At 50.6% G+C, this 26,453-nt stretch carries 22 protein-coding genes; 20 read left to right on the top strand and 2 right to left on the bottom strand.

Annotated elements, in window-relative coordinates; all coding sequences use genetic code 11:
* Nucleotides 1–91 precede the first annotated feature (91 nt).
* The 4 genes from dinG to FGI41_RS06335 are packed head-to-tail and all read left to right on the top strand — an operon-like array spanning nucleotide 92 to nucleotide 5,997.
* Nucleotides 92–3,052, top strand: coding sequence for an ATP-dependent DNA helicase DinG (gene dinG, locus FGI41_RS06350; protein ID WP_139489129.1), 2,961 nt, complete (start codon nucleotides 92–94; stop codon nucleotides 3,050–3,052).
* Between the two features lie 41 nt (nucleotides 3,053–3,093).
* Nucleotides 3,094–4,011 (top strand): ComEC/Rec2 family competence protein, encoded by a 918-nt coding sequence (locus FGI41_RS06345; RefSeq protein ID WP_255298354.1) that lies wholly within the window; start codon nucleotides 3,094–3,096, stop codon nucleotides 4,009–4,011.
* Between the two features lie 33 nt (nucleotides 4,012–4,044).
* Entirely contained in the window at nucleotides 4,045–4,665 is a 621-nt protein-coding gene (locus tag FGI41_RS06340) for a redox-sensing transcriptional repressor Rex (protein WP_139489128.1), read from the top strand.
* Nucleotides 4,666–4,704: 39 nt separating this feature from the next.
* A complete protein-coding gene (locus FGI41_RS06335; RefSeq protein WP_139489127.1) occupies nucleotides 4,705–5,997 on the top strand; it encodes an amidohydrolase in 1,293 nt (430 codons plus the stop codon).
* A gap of 109 nt (nucleotides 5,998–6,106) precedes the next feature.
* On the opposite strand, the gene FGI41_RS06330 is transcribed toward FGI41_RS06335, so the two are convergent.
* Nucleotides 6,107–6,286, bottom strand: coding sequence for a hypothetical protein (locus FGI41_RS06330; RefSeq protein WP_139489126.1), 180 nt, complete (start codon nucleotides 6,284–6,286; stop codon nucleotides 6,107–6,109).
* 132 nt (nucleotides 6,287–6,418) lie between these two features.
* On the opposite strand from FGI41_RS06330, the gene FGI41_RS06325 reads away from it, so the two are divergent.
* The 5 genes from FGI41_RS06325 to FGI41_RS06305 all read left to right on the top strand — a co-directional run bounded on the left by FGI41_RS06325 (nucleotide 6,419) and on the right by FGI41_RS06305 (nucleotide 11,065).
* Nucleotides 6,419–7,126 (top strand): hypothetical protein, encoded by a 708-nt coding sequence (locus tag FGI41_RS06325; protein ID WP_139489125.1) that lies wholly within the window; start codon nucleotides 6,419–6,421, stop codon nucleotides 7,124–7,126.
* Between the two features lie 30 nt (nucleotides 7,127–7,156).
* Nucleotides 7,157–7,642 (top strand): cell wall elongation regulator TseB-like domain-containing protein, encoded by a 486-nt coding sequence (locus FGI41_RS06320; protein WP_139489124.1) that lies wholly within the window; start codon nucleotides 7,157–7,159, stop codon nucleotides 7,640–7,642.
* A 193-nt stretch (nucleotides 7,643–7,835) separates the two neighbouring features.
* On the top strand, nucleotides 7,836–8,369 hold the full coding sequence (locus FGI41_RS06315; protein WP_139489123.1) for a hypothetical protein: 534 nt from the start codon (nucleotides 7,836–7,838) through the stop codon (nucleotides 8,367–8,369).
* Nucleotides 8,362–9,864 (top strand): AAA family ATPase, encoded by a 1,503-nt coding sequence (locus tag FGI41_RS06310; RefSeq protein WP_139489122.1) that lies wholly within the window; start codon nucleotides 8,362–8,364, stop codon nucleotides 9,862–9,864. Before FGI41_RS06315 ends, FGI41_RS06310 begins: the two co-directional genes overlap by 8 nt.
* 181 nt (nucleotides 9,865–10,045) lie before the next feature.
* Nucleotides 10,046–11,065: an Rpn family recombination-promoting nuclease/putative transposase gene (locus tag FGI41_RS06305; protein ID WP_139489121.1), complete on the top strand. Its 1,020-nt coding sequence runs from the start codon at nucleotides 10,046–10,048 to the stop codon at nucleotides 11,063–11,065.
* 377 nt (nucleotides 11,066–11,442) lie between these two features.
* On the opposite strand, the gene FGI41_RS06300 is transcribed toward FGI41_RS06305, so the two are convergent.
* The gene (locus FGI41_RS06300; RefSeq protein WP_139489120.1) at nucleotides 11,443–11,829 is read right to left on the bottom strand and encodes a helix-turn-helix domain-containing protein; all 387 of its coding nucleotides are present in this window, start codon (nucleotides 11,827–11,829) and stop codon (nucleotides 11,443–11,445) included.
* 179 nt (nucleotides 11,830–12,008) lie between these two features.
* Here FGI41_RS06300 and FGI41_RS06295 point away from each other — a divergent pair, with 179 nt between their 5' ends.
* The 11 genes from FGI41_RS06295 (at nucleotide 12,009) to FGI41_RS06245 (ending at nucleotide 26,361) form a co-directional block, all read left to right on the top strand.
* Nucleotides 12,009–14,000 carry a WIAG-tail domain gene (locus tag FGI41_RS06295; protein ID WP_176560156.1) on the top strand — a complete coding sequence of 664 codons (1,992 nt, stop codon included), beginning with the start codon at nucleotides 12,009–12,011 and terminating at the stop codon, nucleotides 13,998–14,000.
* A gap of 273 nt (nucleotides 14,001–14,273) precedes the next feature.
* A complete protein-coding gene (locus FGI41_RS06290) occupies nucleotides 14,274–15,452 on the top strand; it encodes a pyridoxal phosphate-dependent aminotransferase (protein ID WP_139489118.1) in 1,179 nt (392 codons plus the stop codon).
* Between the two features lie 173 nt (nucleotides 15,453–15,625).
* A complete protein-coding gene (locus tag FGI41_RS06285) occupies nucleotides 15,626–16,165 on the top strand; it encodes an NUDIX hydrolase (RefSeq protein ID WP_139489117.1) in 540 nt (179 codons plus the stop codon).
* A gap of 87 nt (nucleotides 16,166–16,252) precedes the next feature.
* The gene (locus tag FGI41_RS24790; RefSeq protein ID WP_176560155.1) at nucleotides 16,253–16,393 is read left to right on the top strand and encodes a hypothetical protein; all 141 of its coding nucleotides are present in this window, start codon (nucleotides 16,253–16,255) and stop codon (nucleotides 16,391–16,393) included.
* A gap of 604 nt (nucleotides 16,394–16,997) precedes the next feature.
* Entirely contained in the window at nucleotides 16,998–18,290 is a 1,293-nt protein-coding gene (gene asnS, locus FGI41_RS06280) for an asparagine--tRNA ligase (RefSeq protein WP_255298353.1), read from the top strand.
* Nucleotides 18,291–18,397: 107 nt separating this feature from the next.
* Nucleotides 18,398–19,222 carry a DnaD domain-containing protein gene (locus FGI41_RS25375; protein ID WP_255298352.1) on the top strand — a complete coding sequence of 275 codons (825 nt, stop codon included), beginning with the start codon at nucleotides 18,398–18,400 and terminating at the stop codon, nucleotides 19,220–19,222.
* Between the two features lie 117 nt (nucleotides 19,223–19,339).
* A complete protein-coding gene (locus tag FGI41_RS06265; RefSeq protein ID WP_139489115.1) occupies nucleotides 19,340–19,900 on the top strand; it encodes a hypothetical protein in 561 nt (186 codons plus the stop codon).
* Entirely contained in the window at nucleotides 19,897–21,141 is a 1,245-nt protein-coding gene (locus tag FGI41_RS06260; RefSeq protein WP_176560154.1) for a glycosyltransferase family 4 protein, read from the top strand. The genes FGI41_RS06265 and FGI41_RS06260 overlap by 4 nt, the downstream gene beginning before the upstream one ends.
* Nucleotides 21,142–21,375: 234 nt before the next feature.
* Complete coding sequence (locus FGI41_RS06255) at nucleotides 21,376–22,677, top strand: UDP-glucose dehydrogenase family protein (protein WP_139489113.1); 1,302 nt, start codon at nucleotides 21,376–21,378, stop codon at nucleotides 22,675–22,677.
* Between the two features lie 144 nt (nucleotides 22,678–22,821).
* A complete protein-coding gene (gene pepF, locus FGI41_RS06250) occupies nucleotides 22,822–24,633 on the top strand; it encodes an oligoendopeptidase F (protein WP_139489112.1) in 1,812 nt (603 codons plus the stop codon).
* Nucleotides 24,634–25,239: 606 nt separating this feature from the next.
* On the top strand, nucleotides 25,240–26,361 hold the full coding sequence (locus tag FGI41_RS06245; protein WP_139489111.1) for an FtsW/RodA/SpoVE family cell cycle protein: 1,122 nt from the start codon (nucleotides 25,240–25,242) through the stop codon (nucleotides 26,359–26,361).
* Nucleotides 26,362–26,453 lie beyond the last annotated feature (92 nt).

Here is a 26,453-nt window from a genome sequence, read left to right as displayed (position 1 = left end):
TCGGGGAGGCAGGATTTTTGTCTGGAGTTGTTGAATGATAAAAGGATATCTCAACACGACAGCAGCTCTACCCTAATGAGGTGACGATTGTATGAACCGATTCATTGTCGTTGATTTTGAAACGACTGGAAACCAACCACGCCAAGGCGATAGCATCATTCAGATTGGAGCTGTCATCGTGGACGACGGGCAGATCGTCGACACCTATTCCACTTATGTCAATCCAGAACGTCCCATCCCACCGTTCATCACGCAATTGACCGGGATCAACGATGAGATGGTGGCGGATGCTCCCAAGATCGACGAAGTGCTTCCGGAGATGCTCAGACGCCTCGACGGACGTACCTTCGTAGCCCATAATGCGAACTTTGATCTGACTTTCTTACAGGAAGCCCTGGTGAGCCAGGGCTATTATCCGTTTGACGGGGATGTGCTGGATACCGTGGAGCTGGCACGGTTCCTTTTGCCGATGCAAGGCGGCTACAGGCTTATTGAACTGGCAAACGATTTTGACATAGAGCACGACAATCCGCATCAGGCTGACAGTGACGCGATGGCGACCGCCCATCTGCTTTTGCGGCTGCTCGGGATTCTGACCGATCTGCCGCTGGTCACCATCCAGCGCCTGCAGATGCTGGTGACTTCGTTTCGCTCCGATATTTCCAAGCTGTTGCGCCATGTCGAGATGGAGAAGATGATGACCTCGTTTGACTTTGACGGGGATGGGTTTGATTTTGACATGGATCAAAAAGCGGGCAAAGCGGTTAAGCCTGCTGATGCCGATGCAGGAGAGGACGGTCTGGATATCTACCGTCAGATTGCCCTCAAGCGCCGCAAGCGGGTCGGTCAACGGCAGAAGCAGGCAGCCGAACATGCGACAGACCGCAGTCCTGATCCAAGCACATTCGAACTGGATGTGTTGCTGGAGGGACTGCTAGGGAGCGAAGAAGGCTTTAGCGCGCATTATTCCGGCTACCAGCGCCGCGAAGCACAGGAAGCGATGATGCGCGGGATCTACTCCGCGATGCAGGAGGAGGCCCATCTGCTTGTAGAAGCAGGGACAGGTACGGGTAAGTCACTGGGCTATCTTTTGCCAAGCGTCTTGTGGGCCAAGCTGCACCGTCAGCAGGTCGTGGTCAGCACACACACGATTCAGCTCCAAGACCAGCTTGCCAACAAGGACGTCCCGCTTCTGGAGCGCTCCCTGCCGTTTTCCTTTACCGCTGCCCAGCTGAAGGGTCGCGGCAATTATATCTGCATGCGCAAGTTCGAGCAAAGTCTGGACGCAGAGGGCGGGACACAGGAGATCCAGATGGCGAAGTCGCAGATCCTGACCTGGCTGACCCAGACCGAGCGGGGGGATGTGGAGGAATTGAGCTTCACCCCGTCTGCCCAGATGTACTGGCAGGATATCAAAAGCGATGTCAACTCCTGTCTGCACCGCAAATGCCCGTGGTTTAGCCGCTGCTATTATTTCAACGCCAAAAACCAAGCCAAGGATGCTGACATCGTGATCGTCAATCACGCTCTGTTGGTCAGTGACTTGGATGAGGATCGCAATATCCTGCCGCCCCATGAAGTGGTCATCATCGACGAGGCCCATCAGCTGGAAGAGGTGGCGAGCCAGCATTTTGGTACACAGCTGGCGACGATGGATTTGCATCACCTGCTGGACCGGCTGTCTGTGGATAAGTCTAGCATGATTCGCAGCTTTGCTGATGAACTGACCGTGATCCACCCCGATCTCAAGCAGGAATTGAAAGAAAAAATTCGCGAGCTCAGCCGCCAGCATGGCCGCATCCGTGACGAAATGCAGAACTGGTCGACCCAATTTTACCGTTGGGCCAGTGTCCGCTGTGATGACTGCAATGATACCGGACGAGGCTCGGTTCGCTACAAGCTAAGCGAGTTTGCTGAAAAACAGTCACGGATTCAGCGTGCCGCCCAGAAGCTGCTGGACCAGCTGACCACCTTCGCCTCGCTGTTGGATACTCTTTACCGCATGTATCAAAAAGAGAGCGAGCAAGTGCCATTTTCCTTAAGCCAGCTCTCCACTGACCTGAGTGGGGCGATGAACGATTTTTCGAAGCTGATCGAGCGGATGCATTTTGTCCTGTTCCAAGAGGATGAGGGGCATGTCACATGGGTGGAGTTGGATACTAAGGGCTCGCGCAAACAGATGTATTTTCACAAGGCACCACTGGAGGTCTCCCCGACTTTAGTGGAGACATTATTTGAGAAAAAACGAAGCGTCACCCTTACCTCCGCCACTTTGACGGTAAAAAACAGCTTCTCCTACTTCCTCGACCGATACGGACTCAACACTCTGCCAGAGGAGCGGGTGCGGACGATGGCACTGCCGTCGCCGTTTGATTATGAAGAGCAGGGCGTGATCCTGATTCCTGAGGATTTCCCAGAGATCTCCAAAGAAAGCGACCCAACTTATCTCCATGCCGTGATCCAAGGCTGTATCGATACCGTACGGGCAGCAGAAGGGCGGACAATGATCCTGTTCACCTCCTACTCGATGCTGCGACAAGTATATGAAGGAATGAATACGCTGCTCGACGGCGAAGGCTACACCCTGCTTGGGCACGGCATCGATTCCAACAACCGCAGCAAGCTGGTCCGCAAATTCCAGAGCGAGAAAAAATCCGTCCTGCTAGGCGCCGCCAGCTTCTGGGAAGGCGTCGATATTCCCGGTGAGGCGCTGAGCTGTCTGATCATCGTCCGGCTGCCGTTTTCACCGCCTAACCATCCGTTGCTAGAAGGCCGCTCTGAGGCGATGAAGCAGGCGAAGAAGAACGCATTCATGTCCCTGCACTTACCACACGCGATCATCCGCTTCAAGCAGGGCTTGGGCCGTCTGATCCGTCACCAGCATGACCGAGGGGTCGTGATCGTATTTGACACCCGCATCGTAGCTTCCCGCTATGGCCGCCAGTTTTTGCAGTCCTTGCCCCCATACCGTGTGGAAAAAGGGACATGGCCTGATCTGCGCGAGAGAATTCGTCCGTTCCTCAGTGGCATGCATCCTCAAGATGACTCATAAAATGAAAGCAATAGTCTCATGAGGATTTAGGTGATACAATAGTGAGGATACGAGTACGCACCCTATCGCTTTTTTTACTGGTGATCAGCCTGATCTGGGTTCTTGCGGGCTGTTCGTCGATTGATGATCATCTGGCAGAAGAGCCGGATCTTGGTACTGTAAAGGTGGAAGACCCGTTTCAGATCAAGGATGAGCGGGAATTTTTAGGAATGGTTACGACTTATTTTGATCTGCCGCACGGGGAGAGTACCCTTGTCCGTATGCCCGGCGGCAAAAAGCTGTTGATTGACACCGGCAGTGCACAAGACACTGAGGTGCTGCTGGAGAGATTGCAGGATCGGCGCGTGACCAAGATTGATTTTGTGATCCTGACCAATGACCAGGCCGAACAGACTGGCGGCTTTTTGGCCTTGGCTGAAAAGATGCAGATTGATACCGTCATTCTCCCGAAGGCCTATTCGGCAGCGATCCGCCGTGTGATCCCGTTTCCACGGGGGCAGAAGCTGATGTATCTGACCGAATCAGATCAGGTGCGTTTGGATGATAAGGTGCAGATGACGGTATTTCATCCGGGCGAGGATTTGTTTTTGTCCCCGCAGGATAATTCTCTGGTCTTTCAGCTAAAGCACGACAAGCTACGCTTCCTGTTCACCAGTGCGATCAGTGACAAGGTGGAGGAGCGTCTTCTGGGCCGTTATGCCGAGCTGCTTACCTCCGAGGTGCTCAAGGTACCTGATCAAGGCAGCAACCAGGCCTCTTCCCAACAATTTTTGACCCAGGTGGATGCCCAGGTGGCGATCGTCATGACCGGGAAGAACCGGGAATCGATGAAATCCACACAGGCTGAAGTATTGGAGCGGCTGGGTGAATCGTGGGCAGAGACCTATATCACCGGACAGGACGGCACGATCACGATTCTTTCCAACGGGAATCAATACCGTGTACTGAAAAAAAGATGAATTTGATGCAGGGAAATGGAGGGCTAAGACAGCATGAAAGCCCCTAAAATATCAGAGGCTGTCGTACGACGCTTGCCGATTTATTTGCGATATCTGAGCAACCTGCAGCAGATGCAGGTGAGGACTGTCTCGTCCCAGCAGATGGGCAAGACACTCGATATCAATCCGGCACAGATCCGAAAAGACCTGTCCACATTCGGAGACTTTGGCAAAAAGGGCATTGGCTACGATGTGGACTATCTCATCGATAAAATCCGCCATATCTTAAAAATCGACCAGCAGATCAATGTGGCGCTGGTCGGGGCGGGCAATCTGGGACAGGCGATCAGCAACTACAATGCCTATCTCAAGGACAACATGCGGATTGTCGCCATTTTTGACGCCGATCCTGCCAAGCATGGAAACGAGATTGCAGGCACGGTGATCCAGCCGATTGATGAGATCGAAGAAACGATTAAGACCAGACAAATCCGCCTCGCGATCATCACCGTACCAGCCGGTGCCGCCCAATTGGTGGCTGACCAGCTGATTGATGCGGGGATCGAGGCGATTCTTAATTTTGCTCCGGTCAGCATCAAGACAAGCAAAAATGTCAAGATTGACCACGCAGACGTAACTTCCAGTTTGCAAAGCTTGGCGTATTATTTAAACTAATAGTAGTGTTGGATATTTTATACATAAGGAGTTAATCAGATGAAAACGATTATTACGAACGCAACCATCATCACAGTAAATGATCAGGACGAGGTGCTGACCAACGCCGCCATCGCTTTTGAAGGGGACACGATCACCTATGTAGGCCCGACACCAGAAGATCTGAGCGGCTACGATGAAGTGGTAGATGGCCGCAACAAGTATGTTCTGCCGGGTCTGGTCAATACACACGGTCACGTGGCGATGTCTCTTCTGCGCGGCTATGCAGATGATGTGCCGTTGCAAGAATGGCTCGAAAACCATATGTGGCCAAAAGAAGCTCAATTCACCCCTGAGCATGTGAAATGGGGTACAAACATCTCCATGATCGAGATGATCCGCACCGGTACCACTACCTTTGTCGATATGTATGACCATATGGATGAAGTGGCAAAAGCAACTGTCGAAGCAGGTATGCGTGCGCGTCTCTGCCGTGGTGTGATCGGCTTCTGCTCCGATGAAGAGCGTAAAGCCAAGCTGGATGAGGCTACCCGTTTTGCCCGCGAATGGAATGGGGAAGCAGGCGGACGCATCACGACGATGATGTCTCCACACGCACCATACACCTGCACGCCTGACTACATCACCCAAATCCTCGAAAAAGCAGTCGAGCTCGATCTCCCCATGCACATCCACATGTCCGAAACCGCATGGGAAGTAGCGCAAAACGAAAAAGACTACGGCGTACGCCCGGTAGCCCACCTCGAAAATCTCGGTGTCTTCAACCGTCCAACCCTTGTCGCACATGCCGTACATTTGACGGATGAAGAGATCGATATTCTGGCAAAATATGATGTGAAAGTATCCCACAACATCGTCTCCAACCTCAAGCTGGCAAGCGGTGTAGCTCGTGTGCCACAGATGCTTGCCAAAGGTGTAACCGTCTCTCTTGGTACCGACAGCTCTGCTTCTAACAACAACCTCAACCTGTTCGAAGAGCTGAAGCTGGTTGCGATCCTGCACAAAGGGGTTAACTTCGATCCGCTCGCGGTACCTGCGACAGAAGCGCTCCGTATGGCGACCCGTTATGGTGCTGACGCGCTGTTCCAAGCGGACAAGTTCGGTTCCCTTGAGGTAGGCAAACAAGCAGACATCATCATGATGGATACGATGCAGGCACACCTGCACCCGGCACACGATCCAGTCTCCCACATCGTCTATGCTGCCAACGGCCGTGATGTGTCAGACTCCATCGTAGCGGGTAAATTCATCATGCGTAAAGGCGAGCTGCTCACCGTGGATGAAGAGAAAGCGATCTTTGAAGTAAACCGCATGTTCGGTCAACTGACGTAAGACCTTTTAACCGATAAAAAAAGACTCCTGCCGATCCAGGGCAGGAGTAAACATGAAGTGTAGGGTAAGCGTAGGTGTAGGTAGGGGAGATTTTGTAAAGCATTCATCGTCAGTCATGTCGATCATCCATTCTCCACATATCCGCAAGCGGAGTATGTCGAAAGGTCAGCGTTGTTTGGCAGGGCAAGGTTCGAAGCGGTGATGACAGACCCGCCCAGGATACACGGGAGTCCCGAAGCAGCCGGTTGACCTCTTCCGGGGCGGCGTTCGTCCTGTTAGGCAGTTTCACGCGCTCACCTCCTTGGGGTGTAATTGTAGTATGACCCTCATGCTTGACACTATGTTCGGTAAGATTTCGGCAGTGTTCTAAAACCTTCCCAGACAGCATATATTTGTGGCAAACACAAAGGGAGGTTGTCTCATGTACATCCGTCCACGGCAAATGTGGTGGTTTCCACTGCTGTTTGCCGGATTGTTTGCATTGGGTATGAGCATTGGGTTTCTTACAGACAAGCCTGAGACATCGGTGAGCGCAGACCAACAGGCAGCTTCCGAGGAAGCGAAGCAAAAGCTGGTGGAGGATCGCAACACCATCAAGGGACTTCTCAGCCAATTGGATACGACACGGGAAGTACCGTTTCAGATCAGCGTCAAGGATGAGACCTACGAAGGAACCTTTCACGGGGAGCTTTTTGAGCTGAAGGGGAAAGTCTCCGGTCATGATATCCACATGAAACGGACAGGCGAGCGCATCGCTGTCCTCATCGATGGAGAAGCACAGAATCCCGATCTGTTGCCCTACGCCCTCTACACCCCCTATGAACACGCCAATCTGATCAAAGGTCAGCTGACCTCGATCGAGCCACAGGTGATTCCATCTGCTAATCAACAAGGCTTGCTGGGCTATCAGGTGTCCTTGCCGCCCTCAGAGGTACGGGCCCTGCTCACCTTATGGATGGGACCGCATTTTAAGGCAGACACCCAGATGGAGCAAGTACTGCATCAGTTCAAAATCATCTACCAGTTATGGTACGAGCCGCAGACGGCCAAACTGAAACAAATGGTGGTCAACCTCAAGCTAGACACACCGATTGGCAAGCGCCAAGACCAGCTTGTTTTTACGTTCTAACCGTCTGTACAAGTAAGGAGAATGTTATCCGTGTATCTGCGTATCACCATCATCAGTCTGATCTGTATCCTCGCCCTGGCCGGTTCGTTTGCCTATCATCTTGCTTCGAGTGTCGTGGGGGACCGCTCTGCATTCGAGGAGAAGGTCCGTGAATGGACAGCGAAGCGCACCACGATTACGCAGATTGATGAGATCAGCGAATACCGTGGCAAAGAGACTTGGGCGGTCGTGATCGGCAAAAACCGATTCGGTACACCTGTCATCGCTTGGCTGAATGAAAAGCATGCCAAGTTTGACTCGCTCGAAGGTGCCATTACCGAAAAAGATATCACCGCCACCCTGCAAAAAAACGATCCCACAGCCCGTATCATGCATATCGTTCCTGGTATGGAAGGAGAGCAGCGCTTTTGGGAGACGTTATTTGTAGATAAACAGAATCGCTATAACTATGTCTATTATGATTTCAAAACAGGCAAAGTACTCAAATCCTACTCCGTCAACCCGACGGCAACCTAATCAACGGCCTTTTCCTAAGCGGAGAAGGTCGTTTTCCTTTGTTGCCAACACTTACATTACAGATTTGCTATATTCATATGCTATACTCATTTACGTCACCAGTTGATACACACATTCGCATATGTTATTAATCAATTTTTTATATAAAAAAGTTTACTAAAATATAAGAGAGTAGAAACGGGGGTATTCGTTTATGACTAATCGTCGAGTACCAATTCTTCTGTCCATGGTTGTTACATTGAGTCTGTTGTTCGGTGGATGGTTCTTGTATCAGAAGGTTCAAGTGGAAAATCCGATTGAAACCAAGATTGGTCAAATGACCTCTGCCAAGCTGAATGAAATCAAAGTAGACAAAACTCACATCAATGTGAAGCTGACCGTAACCAAGCCGGATGAATTTCCGGAAGAATACAACGAATTGCAGCAAGAGATTGCCAAGATGGTTCCTGACAAAGAAGTAGACATCGCGGTTACCAACCAAGATGGTGATTTGAAGGATGTCTGGAACAATGGTCTGTTTGCTTTTACCGAAGCGGTAGAACTGCATCAGTACAGCAAGATTCCAGCGATGCTGGCTGAGTGGAAACAGGTGAACAAGCTGGATCGTGCGGCTTCTCATATGGATGATGAGAATATCTATGTGTTTTTACAGCGCGGTGATCAACAATTCTACACCGTGATTCCCCGTCAACAATCCGTAGACAGTGAGGTGATTTTGAATGGGTAAAGAGATTTTTTACGGCGTGATTCCTGCTGTGATTATCTTTTTGATCTTCTTAGGCTTTAATGTTGGCCCGTTCCTCCTCTTCGGTGCAGTTCTGGCCGGTATCTATTTTATCGTCGCAAGACAACAGGGCGGCGGTGGCGTAGGCAGTCTGGGTAAAAGTAAGGCTGGCAAGCATGCCGTTCCGAAAAGCAAAATTCAGTTTGCAGATATCGGTGGTCAAGAGCGTGCCAAGAAGGAACTGAAAGAGGCTCTTGATTTCTTGATTCATAAAGATAAAATCGGTCAATACGGCATCCGTCCGCTCAAAGGTGTGCTTCTCACCGGGCCTCCGGGTACAGGTAAAACCCTGATGGCCAAAGCGGCAGCCAACTACACCAACTCCGCGTTCGTAGCAGCATCCGGTGCGCAGTTCGTCGAGATGTATGTGGGTGTGGGTGCGCAGCGTGTCCGTGACCTTTTCAAAGAAGCAAAACAATTGGCAGAGAAGAACGGCCAAGACTCTGCGATCATCTTCATCGACGAGATCGATGTCATCGGTGGTAAGCGTGACGGTCAGCAGCAGCGCGAGTATGACCAGACGCTTAACCAGCTGTTGACCGAGATGGACGGGATGACGACTACGGACAAGCCGCGTGTCCTCTTGATTGCGGCGACCAACCGTAAAGATATGCTGGATTCTGCGTTGCTTCGTCCGGGCCGTTTTGACCGTCATATCAATGTGGACTTGCCGGATAAGGCAGCTCGCTCCCAAATCCTCACCATCCATACAGCCAACAAGCCGCTTGCAAGCGATGTGAGCTTGGACAAGGTGGCACAGGAGACATTCGGTTTTTCCGGTGCCCAGCTGGAGAGCGTAGCCAACGAGGCGGCGATCTATGCGATGCGTGAAAACGCAGAAAAAATCGCGCAATCCCACTTCTCCTACGCGATCGACAAGGTAATGATGGGGGAACGTACCGACCGTGAAGCTCCACAAGAGGAAAAAGAGCGTATCGCCTTGCACGAGCTGGGCCATGCGATCGCAAGTGAACGCGTGCGTCCAGGCTCTGTCTCACAGGTAACACTGACTCCACGTGGTCAAGCACTCGGTTATGTCCGCCAAAATCCGATGGACGACCATTATCTCTACACGAAAGAGTACATGGAAGGTCAGATCATGGTCTGCCTCGCCGGTGCAGTAACGGAAGAAATCTATTATGGCGGCCGCAGTACCGGTTCCAAAAACGATTTCGAGCAGGCACTCGGTATGGCTCAGGAGATCGTGCAGAGCGGTATGTCTTCCCTTGGTATCGTGAATATGCAGTTCGTTAATAAGACGTTGGTGCATGAAGAGACCAACAAGATCCTAAATGACATGCTGGAGCGTACCCGTGAGATGCTCAAAGCGCACGATGACGTGTACAAGCATTGCCTGCAGGTATTGCTTGACCGTGAAGTGCTGAGCGGGGACGAGTTCCGTGAGAAGTTGAATGAAGTAAATCTGGTTGTGGCATAAGAAAATGATGGGTAACAGCTAAGGAGGGACTTTCGGGTCTCTCCTTTTTTGTGTTCTAAAGCGTTTGAGAAAGACGGGTTTTTTCATAAGCGCGGGTATGATGAGGGAGGGGAAGTAGTGAGTTTTTTTGTCCCAAGACCTCATGCTATAACAGAGGAAAAGGGAGACGGAGGAATCACACATGCCTGCTCTGGTTGATCTTCGGATTGATTTTGCGTTCAAGCTGCTGTTCGGGAGAGAGGGACACGAGCCGATTTTGATTGCTTTTCTCAATGCGATTCTGAAGCTTTCGGAGGATCAGCGAATCGAAGAGATTCTGTACGTGAATCCCGAGATTCAAAAGGAGCATCCGCACGATAAGAAGGTCATTTTGGACATCAACGTCCAGACCCGTGACCGCACCCAAATCAACATCGAGATTCAGCTCAGCCGGGAAAGAGCGATGACAGAGCGGTTTTTATACTACTGGACCAGGCTTTTTACCCTCGGAATCCGGGAGGGCAACGATTACGCGGAACTGAGAAAAACCATTACCATCAACATCATGAACTTTCGCTATACCCCTGACACGATCCCGTATCATACCAAAATCGAACTGTGGGATATCCAGCATCACCGAAAATTTAGTGACCTTTTGCAAATTCATCTCGTAGAGTTGCCCAAGCTGCTTGATCAATGGAAGCGAGGTCTTGTCAACCCGTGGGAAGACCAATTGGTTCGTTGGCTGTTGCTTCTGGAGGCTTCCGAAGATGAGCACATTATGAAAGTACTGGAGGAGATCGCTGTGGATCGAGATGCCATTCTAAAGCAAGCATTTGAGGTCATGGATCAAATCAGCAGTGACCCCAATCTGCGTTATGCCTATCTCAGTGAATTAAAAGCCCGCATGGATGAAGGCGCGAGAAAAGCACGAGAGGCCAAGCTGGAGAAGAAACTGGCAGAGACCAGCAGGCAGATGGAAGAGGCGGAGCGGGAGTTAAAGGAAAAGGAACAAGAGAGGAGGGCAATTGAACAAGAGATGAGGGAAATCGAACAAGAGAAGAGGGCAATTGAACAAGAGATGAAGGCAATCGAACAAGAGATGAAAGAAAATCAGCAGTTGATTGTCCAAAACCTCATTCAGAAAGGAATGGATGACCCATTTATCTCGGAAGTAACGGGTCTTCCTGTTTCTGTCATTAGCGCTTTGAGAAAGCATTAATAGCGTACACATAAAAGCTTCCCTATAGTGAAATCGCCATACAACCAAAAGGTGCACCGGTCAACTCCCCGATGCACCTCAAATCATCATCTTGGTTTTTTTCTTTTCCATCCCATCCACCACACTTGGTCGAGAGGTGGCGGTTGGTCAGGGGAGAGCCTCCTTGAACCTTCCCACCCAGCGAAGTAAGAAAAAAGAACGGCCAATTTCCCTGAATCCACCCAGGGGCAAACTCCTTCGTTTGAACCCACTTCCCGAAACTTTTTGCCCCGATCCCGTTCTTTTTTCTTACGCAGCGGCCAGCCCATTCTTCTTTGAAGGAAAGTTCCAGAGGCACTCCCCTGACCAACCGCTGCCTCTCCGCACCCAAGCACAGCCTACATCATCTTAATCCGACTAATCTCCTGCTGCACCACCAAAAATCCTACATAGAGATGCAACTCATCCAATTGATCATCAGACAGCTCTTCAATCCGCGCCACCAGATCACGCAATCGTTTGCTTCGTGGAATCTGTGTCGGTACCTGTTCCTGTGTCAGATCCACAAACCCAGCCCGTTCCTTCAACTCGGCAAGTGACGTGCCAGAGAGCAGGGGAGAGATTGCCATCAAGGCCTCAACAGGCGGTCGTTCTTCGTCAAATTCATACTTTGTATAATCGGTGAAGGAAATCCCGGCTTTGACAGCGAGGTCTTTAGGTGAAGCGTAGCCGCTTTTTTTGCGGACGTCGGATAAGAACTGCCCGAACGTTTTACTCGTGCTCATATGCATATCACCCATTAGAAGTTTTGGCTTGATGCCTACATTGTTGGCTGTAAACGGGTGTGACATGCGTGGTATGATTTGTCGCGCCCAATTACAGGCAGACAAGTGCCGCGGATGCCTATAGATGAATATCCTGCCACTGACACCAAATGGAAATCATGCAGAAGGAAGGATTCGCAATGGCAAAACAAAACCGAAAGCGGACGACCAAAGCAAAAAAGAGCATCAGCTCGTTTGAAGAACTCTTCCTCCTTGATGAGACCTTGAGTCCCGAGTGGATGGAGGAGCTGTCCCACGCAGAGCCACAAGCAGTCGTTCCCCGCACCCGACGCAAACCAACGACCAAAAAGGTAGCCCAATTCCCACCGCTTAAATCGGTACCCAAAGAAAGTATCACATCCAACCAGAAAAGCTTTATCAAAACCTTTAAGGAACTTCGCTCCAGTGACCTTGACCAATCCATCTATACCGATGACTTGAACGACCAAGCTGTTACGAACGAAAAAATCGCCAACCGCGCGATCGACGCCAGCAAAATCAAGCCCGCAACGATCGAGACAGAGCTGCTCAAGGATTATGCCGTCGACAACAGCAAGCTGGCTGAGAACAGTGTCACCGCAAGTAAAATTGCACCCGCTCAAGTCCGCGATCACCACATCGTCAACAACTCCGTCGCCGGTGATAAAATTCAAGACTACTCAATCTCCGGACGCAAGCTGATGGACAACAGTATCACTTCCGACAAGCTGGCGGATAAAACAATCGATTCCATCAAGATCGCCGAAGGCTCTATCCAGACCAAGCACCTGCACCATCAATCCATCACAACCGAGCTTTTGATGGATCAATCGATCACGTCTGACAAAATCAAAAACGGTACGATTCAGACGGCAGACCTGGCCAACTATGTGATCAACACGGCCAAAATCATCGACGGTGCAATCACCAACGTGAAGATCCAAGACGATTCAGTAACAGCCAGCAAAATTTCGAATGATAGTATCCATGCCGATCATATCCAACCGGCTGCGATTCACAACCGCCATCTGACTGAAAAATCCGTACTTAGTAAAAATATCGCCCCAAAAAGCGTTTTGGGAGAACATATTGCAGATGACGTTGTAGACACCAAACACCTACGGGATGGTGCCATCACAGAAGAAAAACTAGGCAAGGGATCTGTACTCAGCGAGCATTTGCATGATCAAGCGGTTCACTCCTCTAAGCTGGCCAAGGATGCAGTGGGGGATTTGCACCTGCAGCCATTTTCCGTTCAGACCCGCCACCTCCACGATTATCTGATCACCTCCAAAAAAATCGGTGACCAGCAGGTGACTACTTCCAAGCTTGCTGATTATTCGATCACATCGGAGAAACTTTCCCAGAACAGCATCTTCAGTCATCATATCGTTGCAGAATCAATCCACACCGAACATATTGAAGACTCCGCCATCACTCCAGAAAAGCTGGCGACATCCTCGGTTAACTCCCAGCATATCAAAGAGGGGGCCATCCAGTCCCAGCACCTCAACGAATACCTTGTGACCAGCCAGCACCTCGCCGACCATGCAATCAATTCCGCCAAGCTCGCTAATGAATCTGTTACGACAGACAAATTAACCGATCAAAGCGTAACCACTGTCAAATTGGCCGATCTCTCCATTACCTCACATAAATTGGCCGACATGTCTGTCACCACTCAAAAGCTGGTTCCAGAGGTCATCAAGCGTCAGCATTTGCAAAATCAGGCGGTCAGCAGTGAAAAGCTACAAAACCAAGCGGTCACCAAGGATAAAATCGCTCCGAAGGCAGTAACGGCCGAGCACCTCGCCGACCAATCCATCACGATTGACAAACTCGCTTTCTCACCTATTCAATCCACCCAAAGCGATGCCCCGCGTATACAGCAGATTGGTTCCACAGCGTTTCAGTTTGGTCCAGATGAGAAGCAGATCGAGGTTACGGTACTATTGGAGACGCTTTTTGCCAACCGACAGTATGTGATCGTCGCCATGAGCAACCACCCCAACTGCGCTGTATCGCTTCAAGACAAGACAGAAGATACTGCCATTCTCACCGTCAGCAGACCGGAGGCAGGGGATGAGTTCCACGGGTTCCTGCAATGGATTGCAGTAGGGGATCAAGAGCAACCAGCCAGTCATTTTGAATAAGGTCCGCTTGGGATCAAAGTAACTTTGCAAAACAACGACGATGCCCCTCTTACTTTGGTTATAATAAGAGGGGTTACCGCCGTCAAATGCTTATTGTTCCAGACTTTTTTATGGATAGGAAGTTTTTAAACAAGACGTTGTATAGTTATTCATAAAATAGTTGACCCTGTCTATACAATCATCGGCGGGTATGTTAGGCTAAACGGTAGAAACACTTTCCAACATCATTCATACATATAAGACTATGTTATCAGTCAGGGAGGTCCATGCTTTATGAATCTTGCCAAACGAGTCACGGTGCTTGCTCCATCTCCGACCCTTGTCATTACGGCTAAGGCGAATGAACTGAAACGCCAAGGTGTTGACGTGGTGGGTCTCGGTGCAGGGGAACCTGATTTCAACACACCGGAGCACATTATTCAAGCTGCTGAAAAGGCGATGCGTGAAGGCAAAACCAAGTACACTGCGACAGCAGGGATTCCAGAATTGCTGAAAGCAATCAGCGACAAATTCCAAAACGAATACAACCTTACCTACACCAACAAGCAAATCATCGTAACCAACGGCGGTAAACACGCTCTCTTTAACCTGTTTATGGCCCTGTTGAGCCCAGGAGATGAAGTAATCGTCCCAATTCCATATTGGGTGAGCTACCCAGAGATGGTGAAGGTGGCAGAAGGTGTGCCTGTTTTCATCGAGGGTAAAGAAGACAACAAGTTCAAAATCACCGCTGAGCAAGTAAAAGCAGCGATCACTCCGCGTACCCGTGCGCTTGTGATTAACTCCCCGAGCAATCCAACCGGCAGCATCTATTCCCGCCAAGAGCTGGAAGCGATCGTGGAAGTCTGCCTTTCCCATAATGTCTTGATGGTTTCCGACGAAATTTATGAAAAACTGATCTATGATGGTCATGAGCACGTTTCTGTTGCTACTTTTAGCAAAGAAGCTTATGAGAATACCGTTATCATCAACGGTATGTCCAAACCATACTCCATGACCGGCTGGCGTATGGGCTATGCATGCGGTAACCAAGAGCTGATCCAAGCGATGGTTGACCTCTCCAGCCACAGTACGTCCAACCCGACCTCTTTTTCTCAGTACGGTGCTCTCGCAGCCCTGACCGGTCCACAAGAGCCACTCGAAGCGATGAAAACCGAATTCGTCAAGCGTCGCGACCGCGTCGTCGAGCTGCTCAACGAAATTGACGGTATCTCCTGCCTCAAGCCAGAAGGCGCGTTCTACGTATTCCCGAATGTGAGCAAAGCCATGGAAAAACAAGGCTACGACACCGTGGATAAATGGGCGGAAGACCTGCTTGAACAGGAAAAAGTAGCGGTCATCCCAGGAAGTGGCTTTGGCGCAGCCAACAACATGCGTATCTCTTATGCTGCTTCTATGGAGCAGTTGGAAAAGGGGATTGCCCGCATCAAGAAGTTCGTCGAAGGCAAGTAAGAGAACAGCCAAAGAGCCTGTCGCAGATCCCGCGGCAGGCTTTTCCTATATAGGAAGTGGGGCATCCGATCTAAACAAAAGACGATCCCAATGAAAATAATATCCAGTTCGTACAGTGCCACGTAAGGAATTTTAGTGCCAATGCCATGCTTTTTCGGAAAGGAAGTCGACCTATGCGACTCAAATACACGCTCTGTTTTATCCGCAGAGGCAACCAAATTCTCCTCCTCAACCGCCAAAGCTCACCATGGATGGGCCGCTGGAACGGCGTCGGCGGCAAACTTCAGCCCGATGAGAGCCCGCTTGCGTGCGTCTTAAGAGAAGTCTATGAAGAAACAGGGATCTCTCTCGAAACCGCTCAATATCGCGGCCTTATCACCTGGCCCCATCACTGGGATGAGCCCACCGAGCATAATGGGATGCCGAAAAATAAGGACCATGAGGATCAAGAAAAAGAGGGACTGTATGTCTACATCGCAGATGTTTCCCCCGGTTTCTCCTATGAAACTCCAAAAGCATTCGAAGAGGGCATCCTCGATTGGAAGGAAATCAGCTGGATTATGAATCCCGAAAATCTTGGCGTTGCGTCCAACGCACAAAAAATTCTGCCGACATTGCTTACTGACGAGCGGTGTTATGAGCATTTTTGTGTGTTTGAAAATCACGATGTAGTGGGGTATCGGGCTACGGTTCTGACGGAAGAGGGGAAGTAGAGCGAGGGAATTGGAAATGAGATTAGAGGCTGGGAGCCGTGAGTAAAAACAAGGAGTATCGCGATTAGAAGAGTAGCGAAAAGAAGAGTGGAAAAGAGAGAAAAGGATAGGAAAAGAGAGAAAAAGAGAGAAAAAGAGAGAAAAAGAGAGAAAAAGAGAGAAAAAGAGAGAAAAAGAGAGGGGAGGAAAGGGGAGGAAAGGAGAATAGAACAGAATAGAACAGAATAGAACAGAACAGAAGAGAACAGAAGAGAACAGAACAGAAGAGAACAGAACAGAAGAGAACAGAAGCATAGTGCAGTGCAGAAAAGTAAGCTTTAACGAAACTAAACCACGTTGCTATCAGACTAAAAAATAACCAACAAGCAATCAGAAGCAATGGACAAAGGAAAACTCAAGCTCAGTCGAATAAAAAAGTTACTCTAGAAATCTACAACAGTTATTTCCTCTTACCCCTATCCCCACTACAGCTGGATGGGAGGAGGCGGTGGCGTTCCGATGCAAGCCTCTTTTGAACCACCTGCCCAGCGGAGAAAAAAGTCAGGACGTAACCAGCTTCCTCGAATCTCCTAGGGGCAACAGTCTCACTTCCTGACATACCCAGATGTCCCCTCTCAGCGGGGGATCGAAACATTTTGCCCCGGTCTTACGGCCTGACTTTTTTTGTAGCGGACATTCCCCGCTCCCAAGAAGTGGTTCAAACAAGGCGCGCACCGGAAAGCCACCGCCTCCTCCCAACCACCCACCACCCCAAACCCCACAATTGAATTGTAACCCCACGTTTAGTATAATTATCTAGGCTATCTGTCACAGGCAAATGGAGGGAAATGAAGTGAAGTTAACAACTATAGCTCAAGTCGGGCAGCACGTTGGCGAAGAAGTCAAAATCGGCTGCTGGCTCTATAACAAACGCAGTAGTGGGAAGATCCAATTCCTCCAACTGCGCGACGGTTCCGGGTTCATTCAAGGTGTCGTCGTGAAAGCGGAAGTAAATGAAGAAGCTTGGGAAAATGCAAAACAGTTAACACAAGAAAGCTCGTTATACATAACCGGTGTCGTTCGTGCGGAAGAACGTGCACCAAGCGGATATGAACTGACTGTGACTGGCGTTGAGATCATTCAAATCGCACAGGACTACCCAATCTCCCTCAAAGAGCACGGGGTAGACTTCCTGATGGATCACCGTCACCTTTGGCTGCGTTCCCCGCGTCAGCGTGCAGCGATGGCGATCCGCTCTGAGATCATCCGTGCGGTATATGAATTCTTTAACGAAAACGGTTTCTACAAAGTAGACCCGCCGATTCTCACACCAACATCTGCTGAGGGAACAACCAACCTGTTCCATACCAAATACTTCGAGGAAGATGCATACCTCTCTCAATCCGGTCAGCTTTACATGGAAGCGGCTGCGATGGCACTGGGTCGCGTGTACTCCTTTGGCCCAACCTTCCGTGCAGAGAAATCCAAAACCCGTCGTCACTTGATTGAGTTCTGGATGATCGAGCCGGAGATGGCGTTTGTCGATCACGAAGAAAACCTGCACGTGCAAGAGAGATTCGTCTCCCATGTCGTGCAGTCCGTTCTGAAAAATTGCCAACGCGAACTCAAAGCACTGGACCGCGACACATCCAAGCTTGAGAAAGTAAAAGGTGAATTCCCACGCATCAGCTATGACGATGCGATCAAATTCCTGCAGGAAAAAGGGCATGAGATCAAGTGGGGCGACGACTTCGGTGCGCCGGATGAAACCGCGATTGCGGAGCATTTTGACATGCCGGTGTTCATCACCAACTACCCGACGGAGATCAAGGCTTTCTACATGAAGCCAGATCCAAACCGTCCAGAAGTGGTACTCTGCGCAGACCTGATCGCACCGGAAGGCTACGGCGAAATCATCGGCGGAAGCCAACGTATCGACGATCCAGAGCTGCTCGCAGAACGCTTCAAAGAGCATGAACTCTCCGAGGAAGCCTACAAATGGTACCTCGACCTGCGTAAATATGGTACCGTGCCACACTCCGGCTTCGGTCTCGGTCTTGAGCGTACGGTCGCGTGGATCTGCGGTCTGGAGCACGTACGTGAATCCATTCCATTCCCACGTCTTCTGTATCGTCTCTATCCATAATGATCATTGGTAACAAACACCCTGTTGGTCTTATGCCACAGGGTGTGATTTTTTACTATGCTATCTGTTGTACACTTGCTATAATAGGGGAGAGGTGAAGTTACGACATGGATCGACAAATTCTCCAACTACTCCAAGAAGGCGCCACATCCGTCTCCAATCTTTTAATCAAAAAGTATAAACGGATGGGGTTGACAGACGAAGAGATGATGCTGATCATACACCTCTTGTCATTTCAGCAAGAAGGAAACCGTTTCCCCGCCTTGCATGAGCTAGAAGAGCGCCTGTCCATGCCGAGCCTGCGACTGATTCAACTTTTGCAAAAACTGCTCAAGGATGAGTGGATTTCGATAGATGAGAGTGTAGATCCCAATTCTGGGATGCGCTCTGAGAGCTACAATCTCGAATATCTCTACCAAAAGCTGTATCAATGCTGGAAAAAAGAACAGATGCTCCAAAAAGAAGCCATTGCGGATGCGCGGGCTGAAGTGGCAGCCGCAAGCGGCCAATACGAAGCATCCGGCCATTATGCGCCTATGTATGATACCCCGAAAGTAACGACACCTGGTACAGGAAATCAAGCATTCACACCAGGACATCCTCCTGTCGCACCACGAACTGCCAATGGACATACCGCTCCCAGCCACGATGATGCTGAACTTGGTCTGTATAGCCAGTTTGAGCAAGCGTTTGGCCGTCCGCTTTCGCCCATTGAAGTGGAGACGATCCAGATCTGGGTGGAGCAGGACAAATACGCAGATGATCTGATCGTCTGTGCGTTGCGTGAAGCCGTTTCAGTCGGGAAATTATATATTCGCTATATTGATCGGATTTTGTTAGAGTGGCAACGTCAGCAGATCACCAACGTCGAAGAAGCACGCAACTACAGTTTACGTTTCCGTCGCCAGTCGATGGCACGGGAGAGTCGATAGGGCTGTGATCTTTAGTGGATCACAGCTTTTTTTGCTTCCTGACATGGTGAATGGCCCAAGCACCCTACCCCCTCCTCCTTACATATGATATACCGATGCAAAAGGAGGTAGGCAGTCATGGAAAAGCGCAGAAAGCCAGAACCCCAATGGATTAATCCCGGCGTGTTTCGCGGCTCGTTTGAACTGGTAGAAGCCGTCGGTCATATTGATTTGACGAAAAAAAGCCATACACCACAGGCACAGGGGCAGAGCTACGGGAATTCAAATCAGCGGCCGTACTCCGAGATCCCGCTCAACAGCTACGATCATGCCGAACTGCATCATCTGAATCAGGCAATCAACCAAGCCCGGTTGAACAAAGAAGTGGCCCTTGAACAGCCGCAGCTGCATGATTCAACCGAACAAGCAACAGCTGAACCATCTATGCCATTACACACCAGTGATACAACCGACACGCTCGATCCATCTCATCACGCGAGCTGCGACAACGATAACACCCAGCACGACCTGCACACACAGGTAGCCCACCTGAGCACCCAAGTTGCTGATCTGCAAAAACGGCTTGCCGACTGCGAAGGCCGCTTCGCCGCTTTCCAAAAAGAAGCGGAGAAAGAGCGTGAATACCTCTACCAAGTGGTTCTGTCGCTGAAGAGGGAATGGGAAGCCAATCGGGGATGAAGATTGCCATCATCAGTCCGGGTCCGTATACCGTCCCACCTGTCAATGGCAGCTCGGTGGAATACGACATAGAAGAAATCAGCAAACGGCTCGCCCGTGAACATAGCGTGTATGTCTATACCCGCACCTGTGAAAAATATCCACGCCATACCTCCATCAATGATCTGCACTACATCCGCGTCACCTACGATCATCCGATGGGGTATCTGCAACGGGTCATCCGCCAGTTGAAAAAACGGCCGGTCGATGTGATCCTCGTCGAGAACCGTCCCCGCTACGTCCTGGCACTCCGCAAGCAATTTTACCGGACACCGATCATTCTGAATATGCACTCGTCCGCGTTTGCCACTCCCAAGCGGATCGATCCGGTCAAAATGCGAAAAGTCGTCCGCCAAATCGACGGAATGCTGACCAACAGCGAGTATTTACGCTCCTATTTTATCGGACAGCATCAGGTTCCCGCCGAAAAAGTATATGCGGCCCACCTCGGCGTCGAGATGAGCGATTACGAACCGGATGAATTCATGCTGTCCCGTGTCGAAAAAATCCGTGAAAAGCTGGGATTCACCCCATACACCCGTGTGCTTATGTATGCCGGGCGACTGATGAGGGAAAAAGGGGTTCACCGCCTGCTCCAAGCCTTTCGGACCATCGCCAGAAATGACCCGGATGCCCAACTGCTTTTGGCCGGTGCCCCCAGCTACGGCTCCAACAAGCGCAACACGTACATGGATCTTTTGGAAAACTTGGCGGCACCGATCCGTGATCAGGTGACCTTTACGGGCATGGTGCCGCCTTCCTGGATGCCGTACCTGTACCACTGCGCCGATATCGTAGCGATGCCATCGACGGGAAAAGAATCATTTTGCCGCAGTAACCTCGAAGCGATGGCGGCAGGTAAACCTGTCATCTCCTCGACCAGCGGGGGGATCGGGGAAGTGATCGAAGACGGAAAATCGGGCTTTTTGCTCCCGTCCAAGCAGTGGGAAGATGAACTTCCTGCCCTGTGGAACAGGCTGTGGGAAGCACCCGAGCAGATCATGTGGATGGGCATGCAGGCCAAAAGCCGTGCGGAGATGTTCAGCTGGGAGGCAACGGCTGAGCGGTATGCGGCTTTTTTCGAGCATATCATCTCGAAGCGGCAGAAGAAGCCTGAGGAGCCTGTGAACGGGTACCATACGACGGAGAGCAGCGCAGCAGACGTGGAAGCAACAGATGATCCGGGAGAGACGATGGAATGAAAGAGGCCATACCGTTAAACCGAATAGACCGTGTTAGCCGGGTGTTTTCCTTGAGTGAACACCCGTTTTGACATGGAAACAGGCTGGAGCCGTGCCATTGGCTCAGTCAGTGTCTGATCGATGACCATCCCCTTATGACACACACCATCTGCTGATCGATGCATCAAAAGGGTAAACAGACAAAAACTTTGATAAGACGAAAAAATGCGCAGGAGTGCGATTGGAGGTGAAACCATGCGGATCGCTGTCATCGGCACCGGGTATGTCGGATTGACCACAGCAGTATCGCTCGCTATGAAGGGGCATACCGTGACCGGAATTGATATAGATGAAGCAAAAATCAACAAGCTGACAAAAGGGGAAGTGCCTTTCTTTGAACCTGGCGTGGATCGATCGCTTGCCGAAGTGCAGAGAGCGGGGATGATTCGGTTCACGACACGGCTGACCGAGGGGGTAAGCGACGCCGATGTGATTTTTATCTGTGTCGGGACACCTGGTGAGGCATGCGGGCAGGCTGACCTGACACACCTTTTTGCTGTGGTGGATGAGCTGCGGACAGCACTTCCACAAGGCGACTGTGACCGGATGATCGTTGTCAAAAGCACTGTTCCTGTCGGTACAACAGACAAGGTGGCCGGGATGTTCGCGGACAGAAAAGAATGGATGGTCGTGACCAATCCGGAATTTTTGCGGGAGGGGACGGCGCTGCAGGATTCACTCGCACCGACACGGATCATCCTCGGAGCGGCTGAGCCTACCGCATTCGAACGGATGGAGGAGCTGTATCGTGGCTTTCATGCTCCAGTTGTCCGTACGACTCGCACCAATGCCGAGATGATCAAATACGCGTCCAATGCGTTTCTCGCCACCCGCATTTCCTTTATGAACGAGCTGGCCCGCCTGTGTGATCACATCGGTACAGATGTCAGCACCATCGCACTGGGCATGGGGCTGGACCCGCGGATCGGGCCGGAGTTTTTGCGTGCGGGTCTGGGGTATGGCGGCTCGTGTTTTCCCAAGGATACGAGAGCACTGCTGGAGGTGGCCCGCGAGCATGGACAACCTATGTCCATTTTAGAGCATGCCATCGAGGTGAACGCGACTCAGCCGCAGTGGTTTTTGGGCAAAATGGAGCAGACGCTTGGTACCCTGCACGGCAAGCGGATTGCGATCCTGGGGCTTTCTTTTAAACCTGACACAGATGATATCCGCGAATCACCCGCCCACACGCTGATCAGCAGTCTGCTTGCGCGGGGGGCTGAGATCTGTGCGCATGACCCTGTAGCGATCGCCAACATGCGTAAGGTCTATCCGCAGATCACGTATGCAGCCGATGCCTATGCGGCAGCAGAAGAGGCGGACGTGATTATTTTGGTTACGGAATGGAAGGAGTATGTGCGGCTCGACTGGTCCAGAGTCTTGCGTGTCATGCGCGGCCCGTATCTGTTTGATGGCCGCAATGCCTTGCCAGAGAGAGAGCTTACTGCTATGGGCTTTCATTATATCGGCATCGGAGTGGAGCCAGGCTCCGTGTAAGCTGCTTCTGCGCCAACTTTGGCAGGAAGCGGTTTTTTTTGCGGGCATGAGCATATTATGTAGGTAGATAAATTTGTAACCACCTCTAAGATGTTGTACGATGAAATGAAAGACCAGCCAACAAGTGGAAAAGGAGTGACCCGTGTGAATAAAACCAAAGCTCTCCCGAAACGAAGCGAAATCCCTGCGGAGTCCAAATGGAAGCTCGAAGATATCTATGCGAGTGATGCTGACTGGGAAAAGGACTTTGCCACCACCAAGCAGTTGCTCGATAAAGTACAAGCCAAGCAGAACACCTTGGCAGAGTCCGGTCAAAGCCTGCTTGAGACGCTGAAACTTGAGGAAGTAATCTCGCAATACATCGAAAAAATCTATGTCTACGCCCGTATGCGCCGCGACGAAGACAATACCAATTCCACATATCAGGCACTGACCGACCGCGCGGCCAGCCTGAGCACTCAAGTCAGCAGTGCAACCTCGTTCATCCAGCCTGAAATTCTAGCGATCCCGGATGATCAGATGCAACAGCTGCGTGAAAGCGAGCCAGGCTTGGAGCATTACGACAAATACCTGAATGAAATCCTGCGCGGCAAGCCTCATACGCTGAGTGCCTCTGAGGAAGCGTTGCTCGCCAGCGTAAGTGAACTGGCAGGTGCTCCATCCAAGATTTTCTCCATGCTCAATAACGCCGACATGAAATTCCCATATATCGTCAATGAACAGGGAGAAGAGGTAGAGCTGACCAAAGGCCGCTACGTCCAGTTCCTGGAGAGCAAAGACCGCCGTGTCCGCCATGACGCTTTCAAAGCGATGTATGCCACCTACGGCGAAAAGCGCAATACCATTGCTGCCACGCTTACATCAGCAGTGAAGCGCGATGTGTTTTATGCAAGAACCCGCAAGCATGAGTCCGCACTGAAAGCTGCACTTTTCGGGGACAACATCGAGCAGTCTGTCTACGATAACCTGATTAAAGCCGTGCATGGCCAGCTTCCACTGCTGCACCGCTACATGGGTCTCCGCAAAAAAATGCTCGGCCTCGACGAGCTCCGTATGTACGACCTGTTTGCACCGCTTGTCGAAGAGATGGATGCAGAAGTGCCGTATCAGGACGCAGTTGCGACAATCCAAGAATCACTCCGCCCGCTCGGCGAGGAATATTCCAAGGTTCTCGAAGAAGGCTTCACCTCCGGCTGGATTGATGTCTACGAAAACCAGAACAAAACCAGTGGTGCCTACTCATGGGGTACCTATGCTGCGCATCCGTATGTATTGATGAATTATCAATCCAATCTCAACGATATGTTCACCCTCGCGCATGAGATGGGTCACGCTCTGCACAGCTTCTTTTCCAACAAAAATCAGCCGTATACATATGCGGGCTACCGCATTTTCGTAGCAGAAGTGGCATCTACTCTCAACGAAGCACTGTTGATGCATCACCTGCTGGATCAGACCAAGGAAAAAGAAAAACGCATGTATCTGCTGATCCACTACTTGGAGCAATTCCGCGGTACCGTATACCGTCAGACCATGCTCGCTGAATTCGAGAAGAGCATCCATGAGCAAGTGGAAGCAGGCGAAGCCCTGACCGCTGACAGCCTGACTGCCACCTACGGCGAGCTTAATAAGAAGTACTATGGTCCTGAAATGGTGATTGACGAAGAGGCCAACCTTGACTGGTCCCGCATCCCGCATTTCTACAACAATTTCTATGTGTACAAATACGCGACTGGTTTCTCTGCAGCAACCAGCCTTGCCCATCAAATCCTGGAACAAGGTCAGCCAGCCGTAGACCGTTACCTCAACTTCCTCAAAAGCGGTGGCTCTGATTTCCCACTGGAATTGCTCAAAAAAGCAGGCGTCGATATGACGACACCAGAACCGATCGAAGAAGCTCTGAAGGTGTTCGGCGAACTGCTCGACGAGTTGGAGCAGTTGGTAGGTGTGAAGTAGGGAAGTCATCTCGTCTTTTCAATACGAAAAAGCCGTTGGTATGTGTGCCGACGGCTTTTTTGCTGTTTTCATTTTTAATTGGACTGGGGGGGACAGAGTGAGAGGAGAAAGCATCTGTTTTCCAGTCGCCTTTCCCTCACTTCGTTCAGCCGGTCTCCTTACAAACAGATGCTTTCTCCTCTCACTCTGGCAAACAGTGGATGTTATTAAAAAGAAAAAGCTTTAAAGACAGAAAGGACAATAATGATAAAAGAAAAACAGATGCTGTCCCATATAACGAGGAGGCTGTCTATATTCAGCATTGTGCTAGACAATCTCGTACCGGTTAATATCATGACAATTATTAAAGTCACTGTGAACAAGCTTTCCGAATCCTTTTGTTTTTTCTATTTCCTTATTCATTTTTGCCCCGATCTTTCCCTTTTCCTGTACCAAGGTCGCGTAGGCGTGGGGTATATCTGTTTGTAAGGAGACCGGCCCCCCGAATGGGGGGGAAAGGCGACTGGAAAACAGATATACCCCACGCCCCACCGCACCCCCGACACATGGAAACAGGAAAATCGGGGCAAACTACCCGTTGACTCCCTTAAAAGGAGGCGATCGCCCATGCAAGAGATTGTCAAACGCGACTACCTGATAAATTTCGCCGTGATCGGCTTACTGATCGCAAGTCTCACAGCACTGTTCCATGCCACAATGGACATGCCCGGCTCTGATTTCTTTATCAAACAAGTATTTTATATGATCCTCGGTGGTATCGTCGCGCTTGTACTAAGCAAATGTGATTACCGGTTCCTCGCCAAACATGCCCCGATCCTCTATGTGTGTGGGATTGTTTTTTTGATGAGTGTCTTTGTCCTTGGAAAAAAAGTCAACGGGGCGCTTAGCTGGATTGATCTCGGAATCCTCAACATCCAACCCTCCGAAGTGACCCGCATCACCACGCTTTTGCTGCTTGCACGCTTCTATGAGCAGAACAAGGGGCATTTTATCAAAACCAAAGACTTGGCAAAAACCGCGGTTGTCCTGATCATCCCGACCGGACTTGTGCTGGTGCAGCCGGATCTGGGCATGGCACTGATCTATTTTTCTATGCTGGGATGCTTTCTGATTCTGACCCGCTTGGCCAAATGGGTGCCGATCACCGCGATAGCAGGGGCCTGTATCGTGGGGATCTCCTTGTATATCCTGTATGTGATTTCGCCCACCGCTTTTTTTGAAGTCGTCCGGCCACACCAGTTCGAGCGTCTCACCTCGTTCATGCATCCGGAAGATGATCCGCTTGGGGCAGGCTACCAGTACATTCAAGCCCGCAAGATCGTCGGCAGCGGCCAGCTGACAGGGGCAGGAATCCTTTACATGCTGGCATCCAAAGCAGGCAAGCTCCCAGAGAAGCATACCGACTTCATTTTTGCTACGATTGCACACCAGTGGGGCTTCATCGGGGCCAGTCTGTTGTTGATGCTCTATTTTCTCTTATTTTACCGGCTCGTGCATTGGGCGATGAAGACACCTGACCCGTTTGCCAGCTTTTTTATCAGCGGGATGGTGACGATGTGGGTGTTTCAGGTGTTCGTCAATATCGGGATGAACATCGGACTGTCACCGATTACCGGGCTGACGCTGCCCTTTATCAGCTATGGAGGCAGTTCGCTTTTATCCAATATGATTGCGTTGGGGATTATCTTTAGTATGAGAGAGGTTTCGCCGCTGCTTGAATTAGAGTAGCGGCTTTTCTCCGTCTCAGGGCTGATCTTATCTACATCCATTGACTGTTAACATTATTTGTGCCAATCTGTAAATATATAGATAAAGGAATA

This window comes from Brevibacillus dissolubilis (assembly GCF_006170445.1).
Taxonomy (GTDB): Bacteria; Bacillota; Bacilli; order Brevibacillales; family Brevibacillaceae; genus Brevibacillus_B; species Brevibacillus_B dissolubilis.
The sequence above is the reverse complement of the archived record's forward strand: the minus strand, read 5'-3'. Positions and strand labels throughout refer to the sequence as shown.